Origin of the sequence: Micromonospora sp. NBRC 101691 (assembly GCF_030269285.1) — a bacterium.
Lineage (GTDB): Bacteria > Actinomycetota > Actinomycetes > Mycobacteriales > Micromonosporaceae > Micromonospora > Micromonospora echinospora.
This window is the reverse complement of record NZ_BSTB01000009.1, coordinates 188,522-209,152: the sequence shown is the minus strand read 5'-3', so window position 1 is coordinate 209,152 and position 20,631 is coordinate 188,522. Positions and strand designations below refer to the sequence as shown.

The window sequence follows — 20,631 nt, the reverse complement described above, 5'->3', positions numbered from 1 at the left end:
AGGGGCGGTCCTCACCCCTCGGCCGGGTCCTCGCCGTCGTCGTCCCCGTCATCGCCCCCGTCATCGCCCCCGTCATCGTCGCCGTCGTCGTCCTCATCGGGACTTGGGGTTGCGTCCGGAGTTGGCTCCGGATCCGGGTCCGGTTCCGTTACCGGGGGCGTCGGCTCCGGGCTTTCGTCTTTTTTTCCCTCACCGTCCTTGTCCTTGTCCTTGCCTTTGTCCTTGCCCTTGTCGTTCCCGTCGTCGTCACCCGAGTCCCGGGTGCGGGTGTTCGTGCCGGACGTGGTCGTGGCGCCACCGGTCCGCGTTGCGCCACCGCCCGAGGCGACCGTCGGGTTGGGTGTGGGCGAACTACCGGCCACCCCGGCGACCCGGACCTCGCAGGTCTCGGTGCCGAGTTCGAACCGCACCGGCAGCGGGTTCGACCCGGCGTACCGGCCGGTCAGGGCGATCTTCTCGGTGGCACCGGGGGCCAGTGCGGCCTGCCCGGCGGCCGGGAGCACCTCGACCGTCCGCCCCTGCTGCCGGACCGTTGCCGGGTCCGGGCCGCTGACCGTCTGGTCGCCCGGCAGGGTGAACCGCATCGTCCAGTCCCGCAGCTCCGTCCTGCCGGTGTTGGTCAGGGTCACGTCGGCGGTGAAGGTACGACCGTCGTCGCGGCGCAGCGCGTAGTCGACCGTGCAGGGCGCCGTCCGGTCCAGCCCCATCCGGGCCTTGTCCGGGCTCACCTGGTCGCCGCTGGCCGGCTGCTGCGCGCTCATCCCCCACACCACGCCGGTCACCGCGAGCAGGCCGGCCGCCACCGCGCCCGCCTGCACCTGTCGCCGTCGCCGGCCCTTCACACGCCGCGACCTGCTCAGCGACAGCGGCAGCGCGTCGGTCGCCGCCGACCAGGGCAGGATCGTGGTGTTCGCGGCGGCCAGCAGCGCCGCGTCCGACGGGCCGGCCGGCGACACCGGCAGGGCGGCGGCCACCCCGGCCGCCTCGGCGAGGGTACGGGCCAGCTCGACGCTTGTCGGTCGGTCCTCGGGCCGCTTCGCCAGGCAGCGGTGCACCAGCTCGACCACGTCGCCGGGCAGGCCGGAGACCGGTGGCATCGGCTCGGGGTCGGCGTGCACGTGGGCGCGGAGCATCTGGGTGGTGGTGCTCGCCTGCCAGGGGAGCCGGCCGGTCAGCATCCGGTACAGCAGCAGCCCGACCGCGTACACGTCGGTGGCCGGGGAGACCGGACCGCCGTCGAGCCGTTCCGGAGCGACGTACGCCGGGGTGCCGAGCAGCGTGCCGTCCGGCCCCTTCTCGCTCTCTCCGACCAGGGCGGAGATGCCGAAGTCGACGACCTTCACGCCGGTCGGGGTGAGCATCACGTTCCCCGGGGTGACGTCCCGGTGCACCACGCCCCGGGCGTGTGCGGCGGAGAGGGCGGCGGACGTCTCGGCGGCGATGGTCACCGCCTCCCGCCAGGGCAGTTGCCGGTCCCGGCCGAGCCGGGCGGTCAGCGGCGGACCGTCGACCAGCTCCATGACCACGTACGGGACGGTCAGTCCGACCTGCTCCGACTCGCCGTAGTCGTAGACGTTGGTGATGTGCGGGTGGACCAGCCGGGCGGAAGCCTGCGCCTCGGTGCGGATCCGGTGCCGGAAGGCCCGGTCGCTGGCCAGCCGCGAGGCGAGCACCTTGACCGCCACCTGACGGCCGAGCACCTCGTCGTAGCCCCGCCAGACCACGGACATGCCGCCCGCGCCGAGCTGTTCGATCAACCGGTACCGGTCACCGAGAAGTTGCGCGCCCTTGCCGACCCCACCGCCCATGGCAACAACTGTTGCCCGACCGGCCGGATAGTTACACCGACCACGGCAAAATCGGTCAGCATCGCCACCGATCGGGCGGTGCGGACGCCCTGCCGGGGCACCATCCTCAGGCGGTGGCGAGAAGCTGGTCGACCGGGGCGTAGTCGTCGGTCAGCACCAGCGCGTCATCGACGAACGCGGTCAGGTCGGCACCGGACAGCAGCCGGGTCGGCTCGTCGAGCGTGGCGAGCCGTTCCTCGGTGGCGGCCAGCGGCAGTGGCTCGTCCGAGGCGACGATGAGGAAGTTGGCCCCGTACTCGCCGCGCAGCGCGGCCGGCGGGGCGACCAACGCCACGTGCCGGAACTCGGCGGCCACGGTGGCCACCTCGGCACGGATGAACCGCATCGGCGGGTAGTCGATGACGTTCTGCACGTAGAGCCCGCCGGGACGGAGCACCCGGCGGATCTCGGCGGCCATCTCCCGGGTCGCCAGGTGCCACGGCACCACCAGGTGTCCGAAGGCGTCTCCCACCACGAGGTCCCGACTGGCGGCGGGCTCCCCGGCGACCAGCATCCGGGCGTCGCCGACCTCGGCCCGCATGTCCGGCCCGGTACGCAGGCCCAGGTCGGACCGACCGAGGTCGACCAGTCCCCCGTCGATCTCGAAGACCAGGTTGTCGGTGCCGGGGCGGGTGGCGGCCAGGTAGCGGGGCATGGTGAAGCCACCGCCGCCGACGTGCAGCGCGTCCATCCGCTGCCCGGTCGGGGCCGCCACGTCGGCGACCGCCCCGATCCACTGGGTGTACTCGAACTTCAGGTACGTGGGGTCGGCCAGGTCGACGTACGAGTGCTGGGCGGAGTTCAGCAGCAGCGTCCGACCGGTCGGCCGGCTGCCGTCCACCTCCACCGACGCGCAGTGGTACGCGGTCTCCAGGTCGCACGGGTCCGGCGCGACGGCGGCCAGGCCCGCCCCGGCCAACCCGAGCACCACCACGGCGGCGCGGGCGCGGGGCGGGCCGGGCAGCCCGGTGCGGTCCTGCCGGTACAGGTAGATCCCGAGGGCGATCCCGCTCACCCCGAGCGCCACCGCCAGCCCCAGCATGATGACCGAACTGGGCAGGGCCGCCACCAGGACGAATCCGGTGGCGAGGGTGGCGGTGATGCCGCCGAGGGTGCCGATGCCGGAGAGCCGCCCGACCACCTGCCCGGTTCGGCGCAGGTCGCCGAGCTGGAGTTTCACCACCAGCGGGGTGACCGCCGACAGCAGTGCCGCCGGCACGAAGACGGCCGCCGCGACGAGCAGCAGGATCGCGCTCGCCGCGCTGCCGCGCAGCACCTCGCCGGCGTACCGGACCACGGGCAGGGTGACCGCGGTGGCGATGCCGGACAGCACCAGCGCCGGGGCGAGCAGGGGACGCGGGTCCCGTCGGTCGGCGAGCCAGCCGCCGGCCCACGCCCCGTACGCGATGGCGGCCAGCGCGATCCCGATCACCGAACTGGTGACCTGGAGGGTGACCCCGACGTACGGGCCGACCAGACGCAGGGCCACGGTCTCCAGGACCAGCACGGCCCCGCTGGAGAAGAAGACCAGGAACGCGGCGAGACCGGTGGGCAGCGCCCGGACCGGGACCGGCGCGGGCGGGGTGACGTCGACGTCGACGGGGGACTTCGGGGAGCTCACCGCTGCGATGGTACGCAGCGTTCCTGGTAGGGGCGGTCAGTACATGGAGAGATGAACGTGGTTCGTGTGGTCGGCGGCGGGGCTGCCCCGGCCGCCGTACGCCTGCCAGCCGGTGCCCGGGTGCCAGATCTGCCGGTACCAGATGACGTAGAGCACGCCGAGTCGGCTGGCGTTGCGGACGTACCAGGCGGCGAGCCGGTCACCGTAGTCCTTGTCGCCGCCGGTGGCCGTCTCGTCCTTGAAGCCGTTCGTGGCGGCGGAGAAGTCACACGCCCGCCCCTTGGGGTGCTCGCCCGATCCGCCGCTGCGGAAGCAGGAGACGTGTCGCTTGTAGCCGGCTGCCTGGGCCTGCTGGAGGGCGTTGAGCGTGCGCGCGGTGATGCAGCCCGAGGTGGTCGGGTCGTTCACCGAGCAGGACTCGGACGGCCAGGAACCGTCCGGGTTGCGTGGCGCCGGCCGGGCGTTGGCGGACCCGCCGCTGCCGAAGCCGCTGCTGGGCCCGGAGCTGACCGCGGCGAGCGCCCGTTCGGCCTCCCGCTTCTTCTTGGCCAGCTGGTTGACCTGCTTGAGCTGCTCGCGGACCTCGGCGTCGATGGCCAGCTTGGCCCGGTCGGCCCGGCTGCGTTCCTCGGCGAGCGCCCGCAGTCGCTGGGCGTCCCGCTGGGCCATCACGTCGAGTTCGGCGGCCCGCTGGAGGAACGTCTCCGGCGCGCTGCTCTGCAACAGCAGCCCGGTGGCGGTCAGCCGCCCCTGCTTGTACGACTGGACGGCCACCTTGGTCACCTGGGCGGTCAGTCCGACCAGTCGGGCCTCGATGTTCTTCAGCTCGGTGGTGAGCAGGGCCTGCCGCTTCTTGGAGTTCTCCAGCTTGGCGGTGGCCTCGATGTGGCCCTTGGCGCTGGCCTCCAGCGCGTCCCGGAGCGCCTTGGTGCCGCCCTCGGCCGGCTCGGCGTGGGCGGGGGCGGCCCCGCCGAGCACGAGCGCCACCACGGCGAGCAGTGCGACCAGCGGCCGGAGGCCACGACACCGGTGGAGAGCCGTCCTGCGCACGAAAGCGATGTCCTCTCGTCAGCCGGGACGCGGCCCGGCCCCGGGCGCGTCCTCGGCGTGGACCGCCGGTCACAATACCGGACCGCCGGCCGCCGGCCGAGCCGGTGACGACCCGGACGGCCGCCCCGACGGGGGGTCTCAGTCGGCGAGCAACGCGGCGTGCACCGCGTCCCAGACCTGCTCGTTCGCGGCCACCAGCAGCCCGTGGTCGTCGACGGCCGGGTGGTAGTCGGTGCCGTCGAACCGGCGGACCACCCCGCCGGCCTCCCGGACCAGCAGCGCGCCCGGCACGTGGTCCCACGGGAACGTCCGCCAGAAGAGCACGAAGTGCTGTGTGCCGGCGAGCACGTCGAGGTACTCCCGGCCGGCGCAGTGCTGGCCGGGGAGAACCTCGCCGAGCCGCCGGCCGCCGGCCGTCGCCCGGGACCGCAGCGGCGGTGGCAGGTAGTGGCTCATCGACGCGCCACGCAGCTCGCCGAGGGGCGGCACCCGACCGGCCGTGTCGACCGTCCGGCCGTCCAGACGTACGCCCGCGCCGGCCCGGCCCACGGCCAGGTTGTCGGCAAGCGGGTCGAGGATCCAGGACGCCGCCGGTTCGCCCTCGGTCAGCAGGGCCACCATCAGGGCGAACGGCCGCTGCCCGGAGGCGAAGTTGGCGGTGCCGTCGACCGGGTCGACCAGCCAGACGTCCCCCGTTCCGCGCAGGTGCGCCAGGAGCGCGGGGTCGGCGGCGACGGCCTCCTCGCCGACCACCACCGAGCCGGGACGCAACCGGAGCAGCCCCTCGGAGATCATCTCCTCGGCCCGCTGGTCGGCGACGGTCACCACGTCGCCCGGGGCCTTCTCGGTGATCTCGTGGGCGTCGAGACGCCGGAACAGCGGCACGACGATCTGCTCGGCGGCCTCGCGGAGCAGGCCACCGACGTCGTCGAGCAGGGTGTCGTCAACCACGCGGCGGCAACTTGACCACGCTGACGAAGAACTCGTCGATCTGCCGGACCACCGAGATGAACCGCTCGAAGTCGACCGGCTTGGTCACGTACGCGTTCGCGTGCAGCTGGTAGCTGCGGAGGATGTCCTCGTCGGCCTGGGAGGTGGTGAGCACCACCACCGGGATCCGGCAGAGCACCTCGTCCCGCTTGATCTCCTCCAGCACCTCCCGGCCGTCGCGGCGGGGCAGGTTGAGGTCGAGCAGGATCAGGTCCGGCGTCACCGCGTCGGCGTACTGGCCCTCACGCCGCAGGTAGGCGAGCGCCTCGGCGCCGTCGGAGACGACAGTCAGCCGGTTGCGGAGCTTGTGCTCCTCGAACGCCTCCTGGGTCATCAACACGTCGCCGGGGTCGTCCTCGACGAGGAGGACCTCGATCGGGCTTCTGCCGTCCGCCGGAGCGGTCATCGCACTGTCTCCTTCGTACCAGCCGTCCTGCCGCTCGTCGCCTGGTCCGGACGCTGGTCGTCAGCGTCCCGAGCGGTGTCGTCGGCCGGCCCGGTCGTTGCCGTTCCATTGATGTCGGCGGGCCGGGCACTCTCCGGGCCCGTCTCCGCGTCGGTGCTCCCGGCCGGCGCGTCGCCCCCGGTCGCGTCGGCGTCCCCGTCCCGCTCGTCGGCCGCCGCGCGGGCGGCCTCGACGTCCTCGGGCAGCGCCGGGAGGGTGAACCGGATGGCGGTGCCCTCCTCGGTGTCGGTGTCGACCCAGACCCGACCCCCGTGGTACTCGACGATCTTCTTGACGATCGCCAGGCCGATGCCCGTGCCCGGGTAGGCGTCCTTCGAGTGCAACCGCTGGAAGATCACGAAGATCTTGTCCGCGAACTCCGGCTCGATCCCGATACCGTTGTCCCGACAGGTGACCTCCCACTCGCCGTCCACCAGACGCGCCGAGACGTGCACCCTCGGCGGCACGTCCGGCCGCCGGAACTTCACCGAGTTGCTGACCAGATTGGCCAGCAGGTTCGTCAGCAACGGCTCCTCGCCCCGGATGGTCGGCAACTCCGACCACGTCAACTCCGCACCGGCCTGCTGCCGGGCCACCTCCGTCTGCCCGGCCACCTCCGCCATCACCCGATCCAGGTCCACCTCGGTGAACCCCGTCGTCAGACGACCGATCCGGGAGAACGCCAACAGATCGTTGATCAGACGCTGCATCCGCTGCGCCCCGTCCACCGCGAAACCGATGTACTGGTCGGCACGCTCGTCGAGCTGCCCCGCGTACCGACGCTGGAGCAACTGGCAGAAACTCGCCACCTTCCGCAACGGCTCCTGAAGATCATGCGACGCCACGTACGCGAACTGCTCCAGGTCACGGTTGGACCGCACCAACTCCTCGGCCTGCTTCTGGAGCTGCGTGTTGACCCACTCGATCCGCTCCCGCGCCTCCCGCACCTCGGCGAGATCCTTGGCGATCTTGCGCCGCATCGCCTCGACGTCGTCGGCGAGCTGTTGGAACTCCGGTGGCCCGGACCCGCTGATCTCGTGCTGGTAGTCGCCCTCGGCCACCTCCCGCACCTGACCGGCCAGACCGGTGAGCGGTCGGACGACCATGCGCTCCAGCGAGACCAGCAGGACCGCGCCGGCCACGACCACCACCAGCGCCGCGATGATCAGCAGGACGACCAGCAGGTTGCCGGTCCGCCGGATGTTCCGCTCGTTGGCGTTCCGCTCGGCGAGGATCTCCGCCTCCAGCCGCGACATCGAGCCGCGGATCTGGTCGAACTCCTGCCGGGTCCGGTCGTTGATCAGGCTCTGGGCCGCCTGGGTGCCGTCCTGGTCGACCGCCGTGATCACCGGTACGGCCACCGCCTGCCGCCACCGCTCCGCCTGAACGCGGACGGCGTCCAGCTCCCCCCGGACCGCCGGGTAGTCCCCGGCGAGCCGGCCCATCGACTCGATCCGGTCCCGCTCCTGCTCGACACCGCTCTCGTACGGCAGAAGATCCTGGCGGTCGCCGCTGACCGCGTACCCGCGGACGGCGGTCTCCTGGTCGAGCAGCGCGTTGAACAGCTCCTGCGCCTGGACCCGCAGCGGACCGGTCTCGGTCAGCACCGCGTCCGTGTGGGCCCGGTTCCGCGCGGCCACCGCCGCCTCGGCGGCGGCCAGGCCGACCAGCAGCACACCGACCACGGTCAGCAGGGTGACCACCCGCCGGCGCAGCGTCCACCCCCGCGTGACGGCGTTCACCGGCCACCGCCCCGGCTGACCAGCAGCATCGCCACGTCGTCGGCGAGCGGGCCACCGTTGATCTCCTCCGCCTGGCCGACGAGCCAGCCCGGCAGCTCGGGTAGCGGCACGGTCCGGGTGGCCGGCTCGCCGACCAGCGCGCTCAGCCCCGGCACGTCGAGCCGCTCCTCACCGTTGCCCACGCGCCCCTCGATGAGCCCGTCGGTGTACATCAGCAGGGACCAGTCATCGGTGGGAAACTCCAGGTCGAAGGCAACGGGCCGGCGGGGGCGCACCCCGAGGAGCAGACCGCCCGGGGCGGGCACCGGCGCGACCTCACCCCCGGCGATCAGCAGTGGCGGCGGGTGCCCCGCCAACCGTACGGTCGCCCGGTTGGCGTCCAGGTCCAGCCGCGTGGTGGCGACGGTCGCGAAGATCTCCTGGAGCCGGCGTTCGCTCATCAGCACCTGTTCCAGGGCGGGCAGCACCTCGTCGTCGGGCACCCCGGCGAGGATCAGCGCACGCCACGCCACCCGCAGTTCCACTCCGAGCGCCGCCTCGTCCACGCCGTGTCCGCAGACGTCCCCGACGATCAGGTCGATCCGCCCCGGCCGGGTCTGCACCACGTCGTAGAAGTCGCCGCCGATCAGGGCGGCGTGCCGGCCCGGGCGGTAGAAGGTGTGCACGGCGATCCGGTCGCGCTCCATCAGAAGCGGCGTCGGCAGCAGGCCACGTTCCAGGCGGGCCGACTCGGCCTGCCGCAACTCGAACTCGCGGAGTCGGCGGGCGTTCTCGTCGGCCCGCTTCCGCTCGACGGCGTAGCGCAGCGCGCGGGTCAGCAGGACGCCGTCGACGGTGCCCTTGACCAGGTAGTCCTGCGCGCCCTCGGCGACCGCGACGATGCCCAGGTGCTCGTCGGAGCGACCGGTGAGCACGCAGACCGCCGCGCCGCCGGCCATGTCGAGGACCTGGCGCAGGCCGTCGATCCCCTGGGCGTCGGGCAGGCCGAGGTCCAGCAGGACGCAGTCGACCCCGACCACCCGCTGCCGGGCCTCGCTCAGGCTCGTGGCGACCAGCAGTTCGATCATCGAGTTGGTCTCGGCGAGCAGTTCCCCGACGAGGAACGCGTCTCCCTCGTCGTCCTCGACCAGCAGGACCCGCATCCGGTCGCCGGGCGGCAGCGCCGGGTGCCGGCCGAGGCCACCGTGCGGATACGCCAGCGGCGCGACGGTGGAACGGGGCAGCCCCGTCCCCGGCACGGACCGGGTCACCGCCGCGAGACGCGGAAGCTCACTACTGATGTCGGGCTCCTTCCGAGTGCCCTGCTGATCCTGTATTAGACAACGGTCGCACACAACACGACGGCCACGGCACGGGCGGAGATGGGGTCGGTCACTACGCAGCAGCGGGCAAAAAGGGCACCGCCCGCAGTGACCGGTCGTCGACCGACCGGACGGACCGGGCACGCTCCCACGGGCCGCGCCGACCCGGTCACCGCCCGGACCGGACGATCACGTCCCCCGCCGGACGCGCGGGAGAGGCAGGATGGTGCCACCCCCGGCCCCACCCGCGAGGAGACCCCAGTGGGCGCACCGTCCGCCACCCCCGCCGCCGACCGGGCGCTGGCCCGGCCGCGCCGCCGACCGGCCGCCGCCGTGGCCGCGCTCGCCGCACTCGTCGCGGTCGCCGCCGGCACCCTGTTCGACCTGCGAACGCCCGCACCGGCCCCGGCCGACGCGCCGGCCGCCGAGTTCAGCGCCACCCGGGCGTACGAGCACGTGAAGGTGGTGGCCGCCGAGACCCACGCCGCCGGCAGCCCGGCCAACGACCGGGTCCGGGCGCACCTGGAGCAGACCCTGCGCGGGCTCGGCCTGGAGACGTCGGTGCAGGACACGATCGCACCGGAGGCCGGGCAGCTCAGCGGGGCCGCCGGCGGCACCACGCTGGCCCGGGTCCGCAACGTGGTGGCCCGACTCCCCGGCACCGACCCGACCGGTCGCGTCTTCCTGGTGGCGCACTACGACTCGGTGCAGTCCGGGCCGGGCGGCAACGACGACGCCGCCGGCACCTCGGCGATCCTGGAGGCGGCCCGGGCGCTGACCACCGGCCCCCGGCCCCGCAACGACATCGTCTTCGTACTCACCGACGCGGAGGAGGCGTGCCTCTGCGGGGCCGCCGCGTTCGCCGCCGAGCACCCGCTGGCCGCCGACGGCGGGGTGGTGCTCAACCTGGAGGCGCGCGGCCGGACCGGTCCCGTGATCATGTTCGAGACCTCCCGGCGCAACGCCGCCCTGGTGGGCGCCTTCGGCCGGGCCGCCCCGCACCCGGTGGGCACCTCGTTCGCGGTGGAGGTCTACCGGCTGCTGCCCAACGACACCGACTTCACCGCCTTTCTCGACGAGGACTTCGTCGGGCTGAACTCGGCGTACCTGGACGGCGGGGCGATCTACCACACCCCGCTGGACACCGCGGAGTCGATGGACCGGCGCAGCCTCCAGCACCACGGCGACAACGTGCTCGCGCTGGCCCGGGAGTTCGGCCGGACCGATCTGGACACCCTGGACGCCGCGCACGACGCCACGTACTTCCCGGTGCCCGGCGGCCTGGTCCGGTACCCCGGCTGGCTGACCTGGCCGCTGGCCCTGGCCGGGCTGCTGGCCGTCGCCGCGCTCGGCTGGGCGGCCCGCCGACAGGGCCGGGCCAGCCTGCCCCGGCTCGCCGCCGGCTTCGGGCTGGCGGCGGTGCCGCTCGTCGCCGCCCCGCTCGCCGCCTGGCTGCTCTGGACGGCGGTGCTCGCCGTCCGCCCCGGCTACGCCGAACTGCTCGACCCGTACCGGCCGGGGTGGTACCGCCTGGCGGTGGTGGCGCTCGCCGCCGCCGTCCTCTTCGGCTGGTACGCGCTGACCCGCCGCGCGGTCGGCCCGGCCGCGCTGGCGGTCGGCGGACTGGGCTGGCTCGCCCTGTTCGGCGTGCTGCTCGCCGTGGTCGCGCCCGGCGGGTCGTACCTGGCCACCCTGCCCGCCCTGGCCGGCGCGCTCGCCGGCCTGGTGGCCCTGGCCACCCGGATCGACGGCCCCGGACCGGTGGTCGCGGTGACCCTCGCGGCGGCGGTGGGGGTGCTGGTCCTGCTCCCCACGGTGGTGCTGCTCTTCCCGGCGCTCGGAATGGGAATGGGCGCGGTCGCCGCGCTCTTCGCGACGCTGCTCGGATTCGCCGCGCTGCCCGTGGTGGACCTGCTGCACCCGCAGGCCGGCGGCGAACGCGGCATGGCCGCCGCGCGGGCCCGTCGCCGGGGCGCGCTGCCGGCGCTGGCCGCGACGGTCGCCGCGCTGGTCTTCGCCGGGGTCGGCCTGGCCGTGGACCGTTTCGACGCCGCCCACCCGATCCCGACCCACCTGATGTACGCCCTCGACGCCGGCACCGGGCAGGCGCGCTGGCTCAGCCACGAGACCGACCCGCAGCCCTGGACCGACGGTTACGTCGACGGGACCGAACGCGTCGACGACGAGTTCCCCGGCCTCGGTGACACGGAACTGCGAGCCGGGCCCGCACCCCGGGCCGACCTGCCCGCGCCGAAGGTCGAGGTGCTCGCCGACACCCGTTCCGGCACCGAGCGCACCCTGCGGCTGCGGCTCACGCCGCAACGGCAGGTGCGCCTGACCACGCTGCACGTGGACGCCGGCACGGCCACCGTTCGGTCGATGGTGGTCGGCGGCCGACCGGTGCCGGTCGACCGGATCGCCGACGAACAGCGGTGGGACGTCGGCCTCGTCTTCCACGCCCCACCGCCGGAGGGCCTGGAGATCACGCTCACCGTCACGCCGAAGGCGGAGCGGGTGGCGTTGCGCGCCATGGACGCCAGCGACGGCCTCGACGGGCTGCCCGGCTTCCGTCCCCGCCCGCCCGACGTCGGCGTCGTCGGCTCCCACACCTCCGAGATGCTCGCGGTGGCCCAGACCCACCACCTCTGACCCAGCGAACTGATCGACTGAACATGCGGCATCTTGGGCGATCACCCTGCGCGGAGAGGCCAGGATGCCGCATTTTGCGCCGGCCAGGATTGCGCCCACGCGAATTGGCCGAGCGGCCGATTCGCCATCGCACCGAAGCACAGGAGGGTGACGGCATGACCATCGTCGATTGAGCGGGAAAGGGGCCCGATGGACCCACTGAGGAGGACCGCGCTGGTCGCGGGCGGGTTCTACGTGCTCACCTTCGCCTCGATTCCGACCCTCGCCCTGTACGAACCGGTGCGCGACGCGGACTTCGTCGTCGGCTCCACGCCGGAGACCCCGGTCGTCATCGGTGGAATCCTCGAAGTGATCGTCGCCCTCGCCTGCATCGGCACCGCCGTCGTGCTGTACCCGGTGCTCAGGCGGCAGGGCGAAACCCGAGCGCTGGGCCTCGTCACCGCCCGGGTCCTCGAAGCCGCCTGCATCTTCGTCGGCGTCGGGAGCCTCCTGACGGTCGTGGCCCTGAAGCGGGCCGACGCCGGAGCGGAAGCGTTGGTCACCGGCCAGGCGCTGGTCGCCTTCTACGACTCGATCTTCCTGCTCAGCCAGGGCTTCATTCCGGCCGTGAACGCCCTGCTGCTGGGTTCCCTGCTGTACCAGTCACGCCTCGTGCCGCGGGTTCTTCCCGTGCTCGGGCTGGTCGGAGCGCCCCTGCTCGTCGTTTCCGACGTCGGCATACTGTTCGGCCTCTGGGACCGGCTGTCGCCGGTGGTGGCGGTCGCGGCCCTCCCCATCGCGGTGTGGGAGTTCTCGTTGGGCGTCTACCTGATCGTCAAGGGCTTCCGGCCCTCCCCGGTCACCACAGGAATGGTCGCCGCCAGCGCCCGGTAGGCGGGCTGGGATTCAGGTCAGCAGCCGTGCCGGGACCGTCCCCGGCGGAACCGGGGCTACTACTTCCAGCGGAAGTGGACGAAGAGGCGGCCGAAGTTCTTGGAGTCCTTCTCGACCCGGTGGTAGAGCTGTTTGACGTCCTTCTGGTCGAGGAACCGCAGCACCCGCTTCTTGAGCTGGCCGGAGCCCTTGCCCGGGATGATCTCGACCAGGGTGGCCTTCTTCGCCACCGCCTCGTCCATGATCCCGCGCAGCGCCCGGTCGATGTCGTGGCCCTTGTTGAAGATGTCGTGCAGGTCCAGCTTGAGTTTCATGCCGCGCCCCGGTCGAGTGTCGTGCCGCCCGCCGGCCGGACGCGCCACGTGACCGTGGCGCGTGCCCGACCGGCAGGTCGGCTCCCATGCCGGCCATGGTAGGTCGGCGGGTTTCCTGCGGCGGCCCGGCGGCTTCCCGTGTCGGTACGGGAAGCCGCCGGGCCGCAGGGGGTCAGCGCGGGCTGCCGACCCGGGTCTCGACCCGTTGCAGGGCCTTGCGGTAGTCGTCGTTGGCCGAGTGCATCGCGGCGGCGATCCGCAGGTGCCGCAGCGCGTCGACCGGACGGTTCAGCCGCTCCAGGGTCCGGCCCAGCACGTGGTGCGCGTAGTGGTCGCTCGGGTCCTGGTCGACCAGCACCCGAAGCTGCTCCTCGGCCCGGCCGAGCTGGGCCGACTGGAAGTACGCGCGGGCCAGCAGCTGCCGCACCGAGGCGTTGCCGGGCTCGGCCGCCACGATCGGCTCCAACAGTCGGGCCGCTCCGGTCGGGTCCCCGGCCTCGAAGAACATCGTCGCCCGCCGGTACTCCGCCAGGAAGTCCATTCGACCCACCCCCTCGTGTCCCGCCGTCCGCTCCTCGTCCGACGCTCGCACAAACACCGCAGGGGTGGCGAGTGTTCCCGGCCGGTCAGCCGCCCGGACGCCCGTCAACGGAGACCGGCGGGGTGAGCTGCCAGGCCCGGACCCCACCGACCAGCGCGGCGGTGTTCGGCACGACCACCACGTCCTCGCCCATCCGCGCGAGCTGCTCCGGCCGGATCAGTCGGGAGTTGCCGCCACCCAGGTAGAGCCGGTCCCAGCGGAACACCGGCCGCAGCCCGTCGACCACCTGCCGGACCCGGCGGGACCAGAAGCCGTCGCCCAGCCGGCGGCGCTCCGGCTCGCCGACGTAGGTGTCGTAGGTCATCCCCCAGCGCACCGGTGCCTGGGACAGTTCCAGGTGCGGGGCGAGCACCCCGCCGTCGAAGAGGGCGCAGCCGAGCCCGGTGCCGAGGGTCAGCACCAGCTCGCAACCGCTGCCGGCGACCACCCCGGCACCGTGCACCTCGGCGTCGTTGAGCACCAGCGCCGGCACGCCGAAGGCGTCGGCGAGCGCGGTACGCGCGTCGTACCCGGTCCACTCGGCGAGCAGTCCCGGATCGACCCGGGAGCGTGGCCCGGACCGGGTGACGTAGTGCGGGGTGGCCACCACCACCCCGTGCCGGAGCATCCCGGGCAGGCCCACGGTCAGCCGGTCGGCGGCGGGCAGCCGCCCGGCGAGGTCCAGCAGCGTCCGGACGAAGAGGCTCGGCGGCAGCGGGTACGGCGTGGGCACCCGCAACGGCCGGGCGCGCATCGTCCCCGCCTCGTCGAGCACCGTTCCCTTGATGCCGCCGCCACCGCAGTCGATCGCCAACGTGGTCACCACGCGCGCCAGTCTGCCGAATGCGTTCGGTCCACGGGGGGCCGGAGGGCTAGGCTTCGACTCCTGATGAGCGCCACGATGATCGTCAAGGACCTCTCCGCCGGGCACGGCGACCGGTTGCTCTTCACCGGACTCGACCTGGTGGTGGCCCCCGGGGACGTGGTCGGCCTGGTCGGGGTGAACGGAGCCGGCAAGTCGACGCTGCTGCGTACCCTCGCCGGGTTGCAGGCGGTGGAAGCCGGCGGCGTCACGCTGAGCCCGCCCACCGCGAACGTCGGCCACCTGCCGCAGGAGCCGGAACGCCGCCCCGACGAGTCGGTCCGCGACTTCCTGGCCCGCCGGACCGGGGTGACCGCCGCGCAGGCCGCGCTGGACGCGGCGACCGAGGCGCTGACGGCGGGGGCGGCCGGTGCCGACGACGCGTACGCCGAGGCGCTGGAGCGGTGGCTCGCCCTCGGCGGCGCCGACCTGCCCGAGCGGGCCGGTCAGGTGGCTGCCGACCTGGGGCTCGGCGTCGACCTGGACCACCCGATGACCGGGCTCTCCGGCGGGCAGGCGGCCCGCGCCGGGCTGGCCTCGCTGCTGCTCAGCCGGTACGACGTCTTCCTGCTCGACGAGCCGACCAACGACCTCGACCTGGCCGGACTGGCGAGGCTGGAGGAGTTCGTCACCGGGCTGCGGGCCGGCACGGTGCTGGTCAGCCACGACCGCGAGTTCCTGACCCGCACGGTCACCCGAATCCTGGAGCTGGACCTGCACCAGCAGCAGGTCCGGCACTACGGCGGTGGCTACGCCGCGTACCTGGAGGAGCGCGAGGTGGCCCGCCGGCACGCCCGCGCCGAGTACGAGGAGTATGCCGAGACCCGTGCCGGGTTGGAGGAACGGGCCCGCACCCAGCGGTCCTGGATGGACAAGGGCGTACGCAACGCCCGGCGCAAGGCCACCGACAACGACAAGATCGGCCGGAAGTTCCGGTCCGAGTCCTCCGAGAAGCAGGCGGCGAAGGCCCGGCAGACGGAACGGCTGATCGAGCGGCTGGAGGTGGTCGAGGAGCCGCGCAAGGAGTGGGAGCTGCGGATGGAGATCGCCGCCGCGCCCCGCGCCGGGGCCGTCGTGGCCGCGCTCCGCGACGCCGTGGTACGCCGGGGCGGTTTCACCCTCGGCCCGGTGACCCTCCAGGTCGACTGGGCCGACCGGGTGGCGGTGACCGGGGCGAACGGGTCGGGCAAGTCGACCCTGCTCGCGGCGCTGCTCGGTCGGGTGCCGCTGGAGTCCGGGCACGCCTCGCTCGGGCCCGGCGTGGTGGTCGGCGAGGTCGACCAGGCCCGGGGACTCTTCGTCGGCGACGAGCCGCTGCTGGACGCCTTCCGGGCCGCCGTACCGGAGATGGCACCGGCGGACGCGCGGACCCTGCTGGCCAAGTTCGGCCTGCGCGCCGACCACGTGCTGCGGCCGGCGGCGACCCTCTCCCCCGGCGAGCGGACCCGGGCGGCGCTCGCGCTGCTTCAGGGACGCGGGGTGAACCTGCTCGTGCTGGACGAGCCGACCAACCACCTGGACCTGCCCGCGATCGAGCAGTTGGAGTCGGCGTTGGCGGGTTACCCCGGCACGATGCTGCTGGTCACCCACGACCGGCGGATGCTGGCGGCGATCGAGACCAACCGGCGGCTGCACGTCGACGACGGGCGGATCGCCGAGCTCTGATCCGTGCGTACCGTCCATCGGCGGGTCACAATCGGTTGATGCTGAGGTGGGAGTACGCACTGCTGGTACGCCGCCGGCAGGCGGTCAGCGACGGCATCGGCTGGGAGGTCACCTTCCACTGGTACGGGCCGGACGGCGCCCTGGTCGACGTCACGCCGTACGGCGACACCGCGCTGTCCCACCTGAACCGGGCCGGCGACCTGGGTTGGGAGTTGGTGGCGATGAGCGAGGACCCGTCGCTGCCCGGCAACCACGAACTGCACCGGTACCACCTCAAGCGTCCGAAGACGCAGCTCGCGCCCCGGCAGCGGGTACGCGGGGCCGGGCGGGGCGGGCGGCGCGGCATCACCGGATGACCCGGGCCGGCGGTGAACCGGCCACGGCACCACCTCCCGCCCGCACCCGTCGCGGGTTCCGCACGTCGCCCTTCCGGCAACCTCGCGCATACCGGGCGCGGATGCGGGTAACGGGCGGCGGGAGGTGACCCGCATGGTCGCGCTGGCGCAGGCACCGCCCTCGGCCGACCGGCTGAGGGCGATCGACGTCTTTCTCACCGGGGCGTGGACGGACCAGGCCCGACACGACGACCGCCTGCGCGACCTGGCGGTCGACGTGGGGTTCGACCGGGGCGTGGCCCACCTGACCGGCGAGGTGCCCACGGCGGCGGACCTGCGCCTGGTCCGGGAGCGGGTCGGCCGGCTCGCCGGGGTGTTGGGGGTCTGGTCGCGGGTGGCCGTCGCCGGCCGGGCACCGGTCGTCGTCGACCTGGGCTGCGGTGGCACCAAGCAGTACCCGGGCAACCTCGGGCTGGACATCCTCCCCGCTCCCGGCGTGGACGCGGTGGCGGACCTGTCCGGGTCGCTGCCGCTGGCCGACGACTCGGTCGATGTCCTCTTCGCGGTGCACATCCTGGAGCACCTGGTCGACTTCCTGCCACTGGTGGACGAGGCCCACCGGGTGCTCCGGCCGGGCGGTGTCCTGCACGTGATGAGCCCCTGGTGGCGGCACGTGAACGCGGTCGCCGACCCGACCCACGTCCGGCTGCTCGACGTTCAGACGATCAAGGGGATCTGCGGCCAGCGCCCACCCGGTACGCCACGCTGGTACCCGCTGCACGTCGGCTGCGACGGCGCGTCGATCTTCGCGGACCTCACGCCGCTGGCAGCCGACGATCCGGGGCCCGAGCCGTCCCACCTGGCCCGCTTCTTCGACTGAGAGGTCACGCGCGTCCGAGGCGGGACGCCGGTCGGCGAGGTCGGTGCGTCCAGGACCGTGGACACCCGAGGCGGGACGCCGTGCCGGCGAGGTCGGTGCGGCCAGGACCGCGGACACCCCGACATCGCCGAACCGGAGTCGATCGAGGCGACCTAACCGCCCGGAGGACGGGGCCAGGCCTCCGCCTCGGGATCGACCGGCCGGCTCGCCGACGGCACCGGGGCGGGCGCCGCAGGCGGGGATGCCGGCGGCAGGGGCATCGGCGGCGCGGGCATGGAGGGCACGGACGCCGGGGGTGTCGTACCCCAGCTCGGAGCAGGCACCGGCTCCGGCGGAGGCAGAGGCGCGGGAGGCGCGGGCGCGGGAGGCGCGGGTGCGGGAGGCGCGGGTGCGGGAGGCGCGGGTGCGGGAGGCGCGGGTGCGGGGGGCAGAGGCGCGGGTGTGGGGGGCGGGGCCGCAGTGACCGGAGGCGGGATGACCGGGGGTGTCTGGCAGGGCTGCCAGACCCGGTCCCCGGCGACCAGGCTGCGGAAGTCGAACCGGCACTTCGAGCAGGTACGAAGTGCCGTCTCGGCCCGCCGGTCGCCGCACCGCTGGCAGAACGTCACCACCGTCTCGTCGGCGTCCATGCCCTGGCAGCGCGGGCAGGAGAATTCCGGCCCCTTGTTGTTGAGCTGCGCCAACCGGCCGGCCAGCACGTACGGGGTGACCACCGCGCTGAGGCTGGTGGCCAGGTCCCGGGTCCGCCGGGTGCGCTCCTGCAACCGTTCCAGATCGGGATTGGTCACCTTCTCCAGCCGGCAGGTGGTGCAGGTCCGCAGGTTCCGCACCGGCAGCAGGCCCCGGAGCCGGGCCTGCTGGTGCAGGAAGGTCACCACCGGTACGTCCGCCGGCTCGACGGTGAACCGGGCGGCCGGAGCCGAGCCCGGTGCGACCGAGGCGAGGTGTTCCTCGACCCGGAACACCAACGACTGGACCTGGGCCACCAGGTTCGGCGGCATGTCCCCGGGTCTGTCGGCGATCAGTGCGCCCACCATCAGCATGCCGTCGGCCAGCTCCGCCGGCACCTCCGCGACGGTCTGCGGAGTCTCGAAGGCGAAGGTGTCGGTGCCGGACCGGCTGACCGCTGCCCGGCGCTGGGCCGGGGAGTCCCCGTCGAGCAGGCGGGACGCGTGCCGGGAGAGCACCGCACCAGCCCGGTTGGCGAGGCTCGCCGCGTTCTGCATGATCGCCACGTCACCGGGTCCGGTCTGCCGCCACCAACCGGGGAACGCGGTGGCAGCGGCCGGGTCGAGGCGGCCGAGCACGCCGTCGACCGCACCGAGAACGGACTCGAACAGCTGCACGTAGGCCGAGGTGAGGCCCCAGTTCCGGCCCACCCGGCCGGCCCAGCGGTCGGCCAGCAGGACGGTGACCCGACAGCCGTCGCCGTCGGCTTCGAGGCCGATCCGCAGCGCGACCGGCACCCGGGCGGCAGAGAGGGTGACCCCACCCAGCTTCGAGCCGCGTACCGCTTCCAGCAGGCTGAGCTGCTCGGTGCGCAACTCGAAGGAGAGGTCCCGGAGAACGCGGAGCAGGTGCTGCCGGGCCACGCTCGGCGGCGCGGCGATCCGGCGTTCCGCGCCGGCCAGCAGCCGACCCGCCTCGGTGGCGGTCACGGCCGGGTCGGGCCGCGACCCGGGACCGCCGTCTGCCGCCCAGCTCATTCCGCGATGTCGAAGCTCGTGCCGGCGTCGTACGTGTTGTAGGGGGCGACCTCCGCCACCGCCGTGTCCAGGTGGGTGACCGCCTGGGCGGAGTAGTCGAGGGAGACGTCGTAGTTGTTGTCGGCGAGGTGGGCGTGGTCGGCGGCGTACGCCATCCCGCTCTCGGCGGCTGCGAGGTTGCCGGCGGCCAGGTTCTCGTTGGCGTAGTCGACCCAGTCCTGCGCCGACCCGGCCCACTGGTCGCCGCTGGCCGCGTGCCAGTCGGACCAGCCCTGGTCGGCCACGGCCCCGGCGATCTCGCTGTCGACCACGTCCAGCACCGGCTCGGGCAGCACCGCCTCGACCACCGGCGTGATCGGCTCGACGGTCGTCGGGCCGAACGTGTCGATGCCGGCGTCCGCGACGGACGTGTCGGTGGACAGGTAGTCGCCCCAGCTCGGATCGGTGCTCATCTCGCCCCCAGGTCTCATGACAGCGCGCGGCGCGCGCGTACATCATGGCGACGGGACGACACCGCGCCCATCCCCCGATCGGTGTCGCCGTCGTGCCACTAAGGACTGTCGCATGTGGACACCACAGCCGGAGCGCCGGCACCCGCGTCGGGTGTGTGCAGGGGTCCCCTGCTCGGCAGAAAGCGGTAACAGGGGGCCCCTGCAATCACCCGACGACGGCACTCTCGCGGAGCAGGCACCTGCCGAGGGTGCTCTCGCGGAGGCGGTCAGCGGCCGAGGGTGCTCTCGCGGAGTTCGAGACGGTACGGCGCGGTGAGGGTCCGGGGCGGGGCGTCCCGGTCGCCGGAGATCCGACCGACCAGCAGTTCCACCGCGAGCCGGCCGATGCGTTCCTTGTCCGGCGCGATGGTGCTCAGGGTGGGGATGGAGAACCGCCCGTCCTCGATGTCGTCGAAGCCGGCGACCGCGACGTCCTCGGGGGCCCGTAGACCGTACTCGTGCAGGACGCGCAGCGCGCCCAGGGCGAGCGTGTCGTTGAAACAGAAGACCGCGTCGGGGCGCACCCCGGAGGCGAGCAGGTCACGCATGGCGGCGGCCCCGTCCGCGCGGTGCCACACCGGCGCGGGGGCGACCAGGCGTTCGTCGTACCCGATGCCGGCGTCGGTGAGGGCGGCCCGGTAGCCGGCGAGCCGCAGCCGGGCGCTGGCCCCCTCGGCGGTGCGCTGCGCGCCGATGGCGGCGATCCGGCGGCGGCCGAGGCCGGCCAGATGGGCGGTGATCTGCCGGGCGGCGGCCACGTTGTCGATCATCACGTGGTCCGCCGGCCCGTGGTCGACCCGTTCCCCGAGCAGCACCATCGGGGTGCCGTCCAGGCCGGTCAGGTCCTCGGCGGTGAGCGCCAGCGGGCTGAAGATCAGCCCGTCGATGAGGTGGTCGCCGATGCCGCTGGCGGCCACCCGTTCCTGTTCCCGGCTGCCGCCGGTCTGGTCGATCAGCACCGTCCAGCCCTGCTCGGCGGCGGCGACCACGACGTGCCGGGCCAGCTCGGCGAAGTACGGGATGTCCAGCTCGGGCACGGCGAGGGCGATCACGCCGGTACGCCCCTTGCGCAGGTTGCGGGCGGAGAGGTTCGGCCGGTAGTTCAACTCCGCGATCGCCTGTTCGACCCGCGCCCGGGTGGCGGGTCGGACATGCTGGTATCCGTTGACGACGTTCGATACGGTCTTCACGGACACCCCGGCCTTCTCGGCCACGTCCTTGAGCCTGTGCCGCACCTCGCCACCCTCCCGACCCCGTTATGCGGGGCACTTTACCGTGCC

The 20,631-nt window shown here is 73.5% G+C and carries 17 protein-coding genes and 1 pseudogene; 5 read left to right on the top strand and 13 right to left on the bottom strand.

Annotated elements, in window-relative coordinates; translation table 11 throughout:
- Window positions 1–11: 11 nt before the first annotated feature.
- From QSK20_RS16765 to QSK20_RS16735, 7 genes are all read right to left on the bottom strand, one after another.
- Window positions 12–1,808, bottom strand: coding sequence for a serine/threonine-protein kinase (locus QSK20_RS16765; RefSeq protein WP_285789511.1), 1,797 nt, complete (start codon window positions 1,806–1,808; stop codon window positions 12–14).
- A gap of 106 nt (window positions 1,809–1,914) precedes the next feature.
- Window positions 1,915–3,468, bottom strand: a complete 1,554-nt coding sequence (locus QSK20_RS16760; protein WP_285789510.1) for a fused MFS/spermidine synthase — start codon at window positions 3,466–3,468, stop codon at window positions 1,915–1,917.
- A gap of 36 nt (window positions 3,469–3,504) precedes the next feature.
- Complete coding sequence (locus QSK20_RS16755; RefSeq protein WP_502888915.1) at window positions 3,505–4,518, bottom strand: coiled-coil domain-containing protein; 1,014 nt, start codon at window positions 4,516–4,518, stop codon at window positions 3,505–3,507.
- Window positions 4,519–4,656: 138 nt separating this feature from the next.
- The gene (locus QSK20_RS16750) at window positions 4,657–5,469 is read right to left on the bottom strand and encodes an inositol monophosphatase family protein (protein WP_285789509.1); all 813 of its coding nucleotides are present in this window, start codon (window positions 5,467–5,469) and stop codon (window positions 4,657–4,659) included.
- Window positions 5,462–5,914 carry a response regulator gene (locus QSK20_RS16745; RefSeq protein ID WP_145837041.1) on the bottom strand — a complete coding sequence of 151 codons (453 nt, stop codon included), beginning with the start codon at window positions 5,912–5,914 and terminating at the stop codon, window positions 5,462–5,464. The genes QSK20_RS16750 and QSK20_RS16745 overlap by 8 nt, the downstream gene beginning before the upstream one ends.
- Window positions 5,911–7,695, bottom strand: coding sequence for a sensor histidine kinase (locus QSK20_RS16740; RefSeq protein ID WP_285789508.1), 1,785 nt, complete (start codon window positions 7,693–7,695; stop codon window positions 5,911–5,913). The genes QSK20_RS16745 and QSK20_RS16740 overlap by 4 nt, the downstream gene beginning before the upstream one ends.
- Window positions 7,692–8,945, bottom strand: coding sequence for a PP2C family protein-serine/threonine phosphatase (locus tag QSK20_RS16735; protein ID WP_502888914.1), 1,254 nt, complete (start codon window positions 8,943–8,945; stop codon window positions 7,692–7,694). Before QSK20_RS16735 ends, QSK20_RS16740 begins: the two co-directional genes overlap by 4 nt.
- Before the next feature lie 312 nt (window positions 8,946–9,257).
- On the opposite strand from QSK20_RS16735, the gene QSK20_RS16730 reads away from it, so the two are divergent.
- Window positions 9,258–11,645: a M28 family peptidase gene (locus QSK20_RS16730; protein WP_285789507.1), complete on the top strand. Its 2,388-nt coding sequence runs from the start codon at window positions 9,258–9,260 to the stop codon at window positions 11,643–11,645.
- A 189-nt stretch (window positions 11,646–11,834) separates the two neighbouring features.
- The gene (locus QSK20_RS16725) at window positions 11,835–12,518 is read left to right on the top strand and encodes a DUF4386 domain-containing protein (RefSeq protein WP_285789506.1); all 684 of its coding nucleotides are present in this window, start codon (window positions 11,835–11,837) and stop codon (window positions 12,516–12,518) included.
- Window positions 12,519–12,577: 59 nt separating this feature from the next.
- Here the strand turns inward: QSK20_RS16725 and QSK20_RS16720 are convergent, their stop codons facing one another.
- The 3 genes from QSK20_RS16720 to QSK20_RS16710 all read right to left on the bottom strand — a co-directional run bounded on the left by QSK20_RS16720 (window position 12,578) and on the right by QSK20_RS16710 (window position 14,238).
- Complete coding sequence (locus QSK20_RS16720; RefSeq protein WP_013736060.1) at window positions 12,578–12,832, bottom strand: Smr/MutS family protein; 255 nt, start codon at window positions 12,830–12,832, stop codon at window positions 12,578–12,580.
- 172 nt (window positions 12,833–13,004) lie between these two features.
- Complete coding sequence (locus QSK20_RS16715; protein ID WP_285789505.1) at window positions 13,005–13,373, bottom strand: tetratricopeptide repeat protein; 369 nt, start codon at window positions 13,371–13,373, stop codon at window positions 13,005–13,007.
- Between the two features lie 85 nt (window positions 13,374–13,458).
- Window positions 13,459–14,238, bottom strand: a complete 780-nt coding sequence (locus QSK20_RS16710) for an ROK family protein (protein WP_285789504.1) — start codon at window positions 14,236–14,238, stop codon at window positions 13,459–13,461.
- A gap of 63 nt (window positions 14,239–14,301) precedes the next feature.
- On the opposite strand from QSK20_RS16710, the gene QSK20_RS16705 reads away from it, so the two are divergent.
- The 3 genes and pseudogenes from QSK20_RS16705 to QSK20_RS16695 all read left to right on the top strand — a co-directional run bounded on the left by QSK20_RS16705 (window position 14,302) and on the right by QSK20_RS16695 (window position 17,154).
- A complete protein-coding gene (locus QSK20_RS16705; protein ID WP_285789503.1) occupies window positions 14,302–15,939 on the top strand; it encodes an ABC-F family ATP-binding cassette domain-containing protein in 1,638 nt (545 codons plus the stop codon).
- A 38-nt stretch (window positions 15,940–15,977) separates the two neighbouring features.
- Window positions 15,978–16,223 (top strand): annotated as a pseudogene (locus QSK20_RS16700) (hypothetical protein); the annotation flags it as partial.
- A gap of 205 nt (window positions 16,224–16,428) precedes the next feature.
- Window positions 16,429–17,154, top strand: a complete 726-nt coding sequence (locus QSK20_RS16695; RefSeq protein ID WP_285789502.1) for a methyltransferase domain-containing protein — start codon at window positions 16,429–16,431, stop codon at window positions 17,152–17,154.
- Window positions 17,155–17,306: 152 nt separating this feature from the next.
- Here the strand turns inward: QSK20_RS16695 and QSK20_RS16690 are convergent, their stop codons facing one another.
- From QSK20_RS16690 to QSK20_RS16680, 3 genes are all read right to left on the bottom strand, one after another.
- Complete coding sequence (locus QSK20_RS16690; protein ID WP_285789501.1) at window positions 17,307–18,812, bottom strand: hypothetical protein; 1,506 nt, start codon at window positions 18,810–18,812, stop codon at window positions 17,307–17,309.
- Between the two features lie 44 nt (window positions 18,813–18,856).
- Window positions 18,857–19,312 (bottom strand): hypothetical protein, encoded by a 456-nt coding sequence (locus QSK20_RS16685; RefSeq protein ID WP_285789500.1) that lies wholly within the window; start codon window positions 19,310–19,312, stop codon window positions 18,857–18,859.
- Window positions 19,313–19,578: 266 nt separating this feature from the next.
- The gene (locus QSK20_RS16680) at window positions 19,579–20,586 is read right to left on the bottom strand and encodes a LacI family DNA-binding transcriptional regulator (protein WP_285789499.1); all 1,008 of its coding nucleotides are present in this window, start codon (window positions 20,584–20,586) and stop codon (window positions 19,579–19,581) included.
- Window positions 20,587–20,631: the final 45 nt, after the last annotated feature.

Bases quoted from the DNA above. Each gene is read 5' to 3' on its own strand.
- QSK20_RS16705 (WP_285789503.1), top strand. From the start codon at position 14,302: ATGAGCGCCACGATGATCGTCAAGGACCTCTCCGCCGGGCACGGCGAC.
- QSK20_RS16765 (WP_285789511.1), bottom strand. From the start codon at position 1,808: ATGGGCGGTGGGGTCGGCAAGGGCGCGCAACTTCTCGGTGACCGGTAC.
- QSK20_RS16715 (WP_285789505.1), bottom strand. From the start codon at position 13,373: ATGGACTTCCTGGCGGAGTACCGGCGGGCGACGATGTTCTTCGAGGCC.
- QSK20_RS16745 (WP_145837041.1), bottom strand. From the start codon at position 5,914: ATGACCGCTCCGGCGGACGGCAGAAGCCCGATCGAGGTCCTCCTCGTC.
- QSK20_RS16695 (WP_285789502.1), top strand. From the start codon at position 16,429: ATGGTCGCGCTGGCGCAGGCACCGCCCTCGGCCGACCGGCTGAGGGCG.
- QSK20_RS16720 (WP_013736060.1), bottom strand. From the start codon at position 12,832: ATGAAACTCAAGCTGGACCTGCACGACATCTTCAACAAGGGCCACGAC.
- QSK20_RS16725 (WP_285789506.1), top strand. From the start codon at position 11,835: ATGGACCCACTGAGGAGGACCGCGCTGGTCGCGGGCGGGTTCTACGTG.
- QSK20_RS16685 (WP_285789500.1), bottom strand. From the start codon at position 19,312: ATGAGCACCGATCCGAGCTGGGGCGACTACCTGTCCACCGACACGTCC.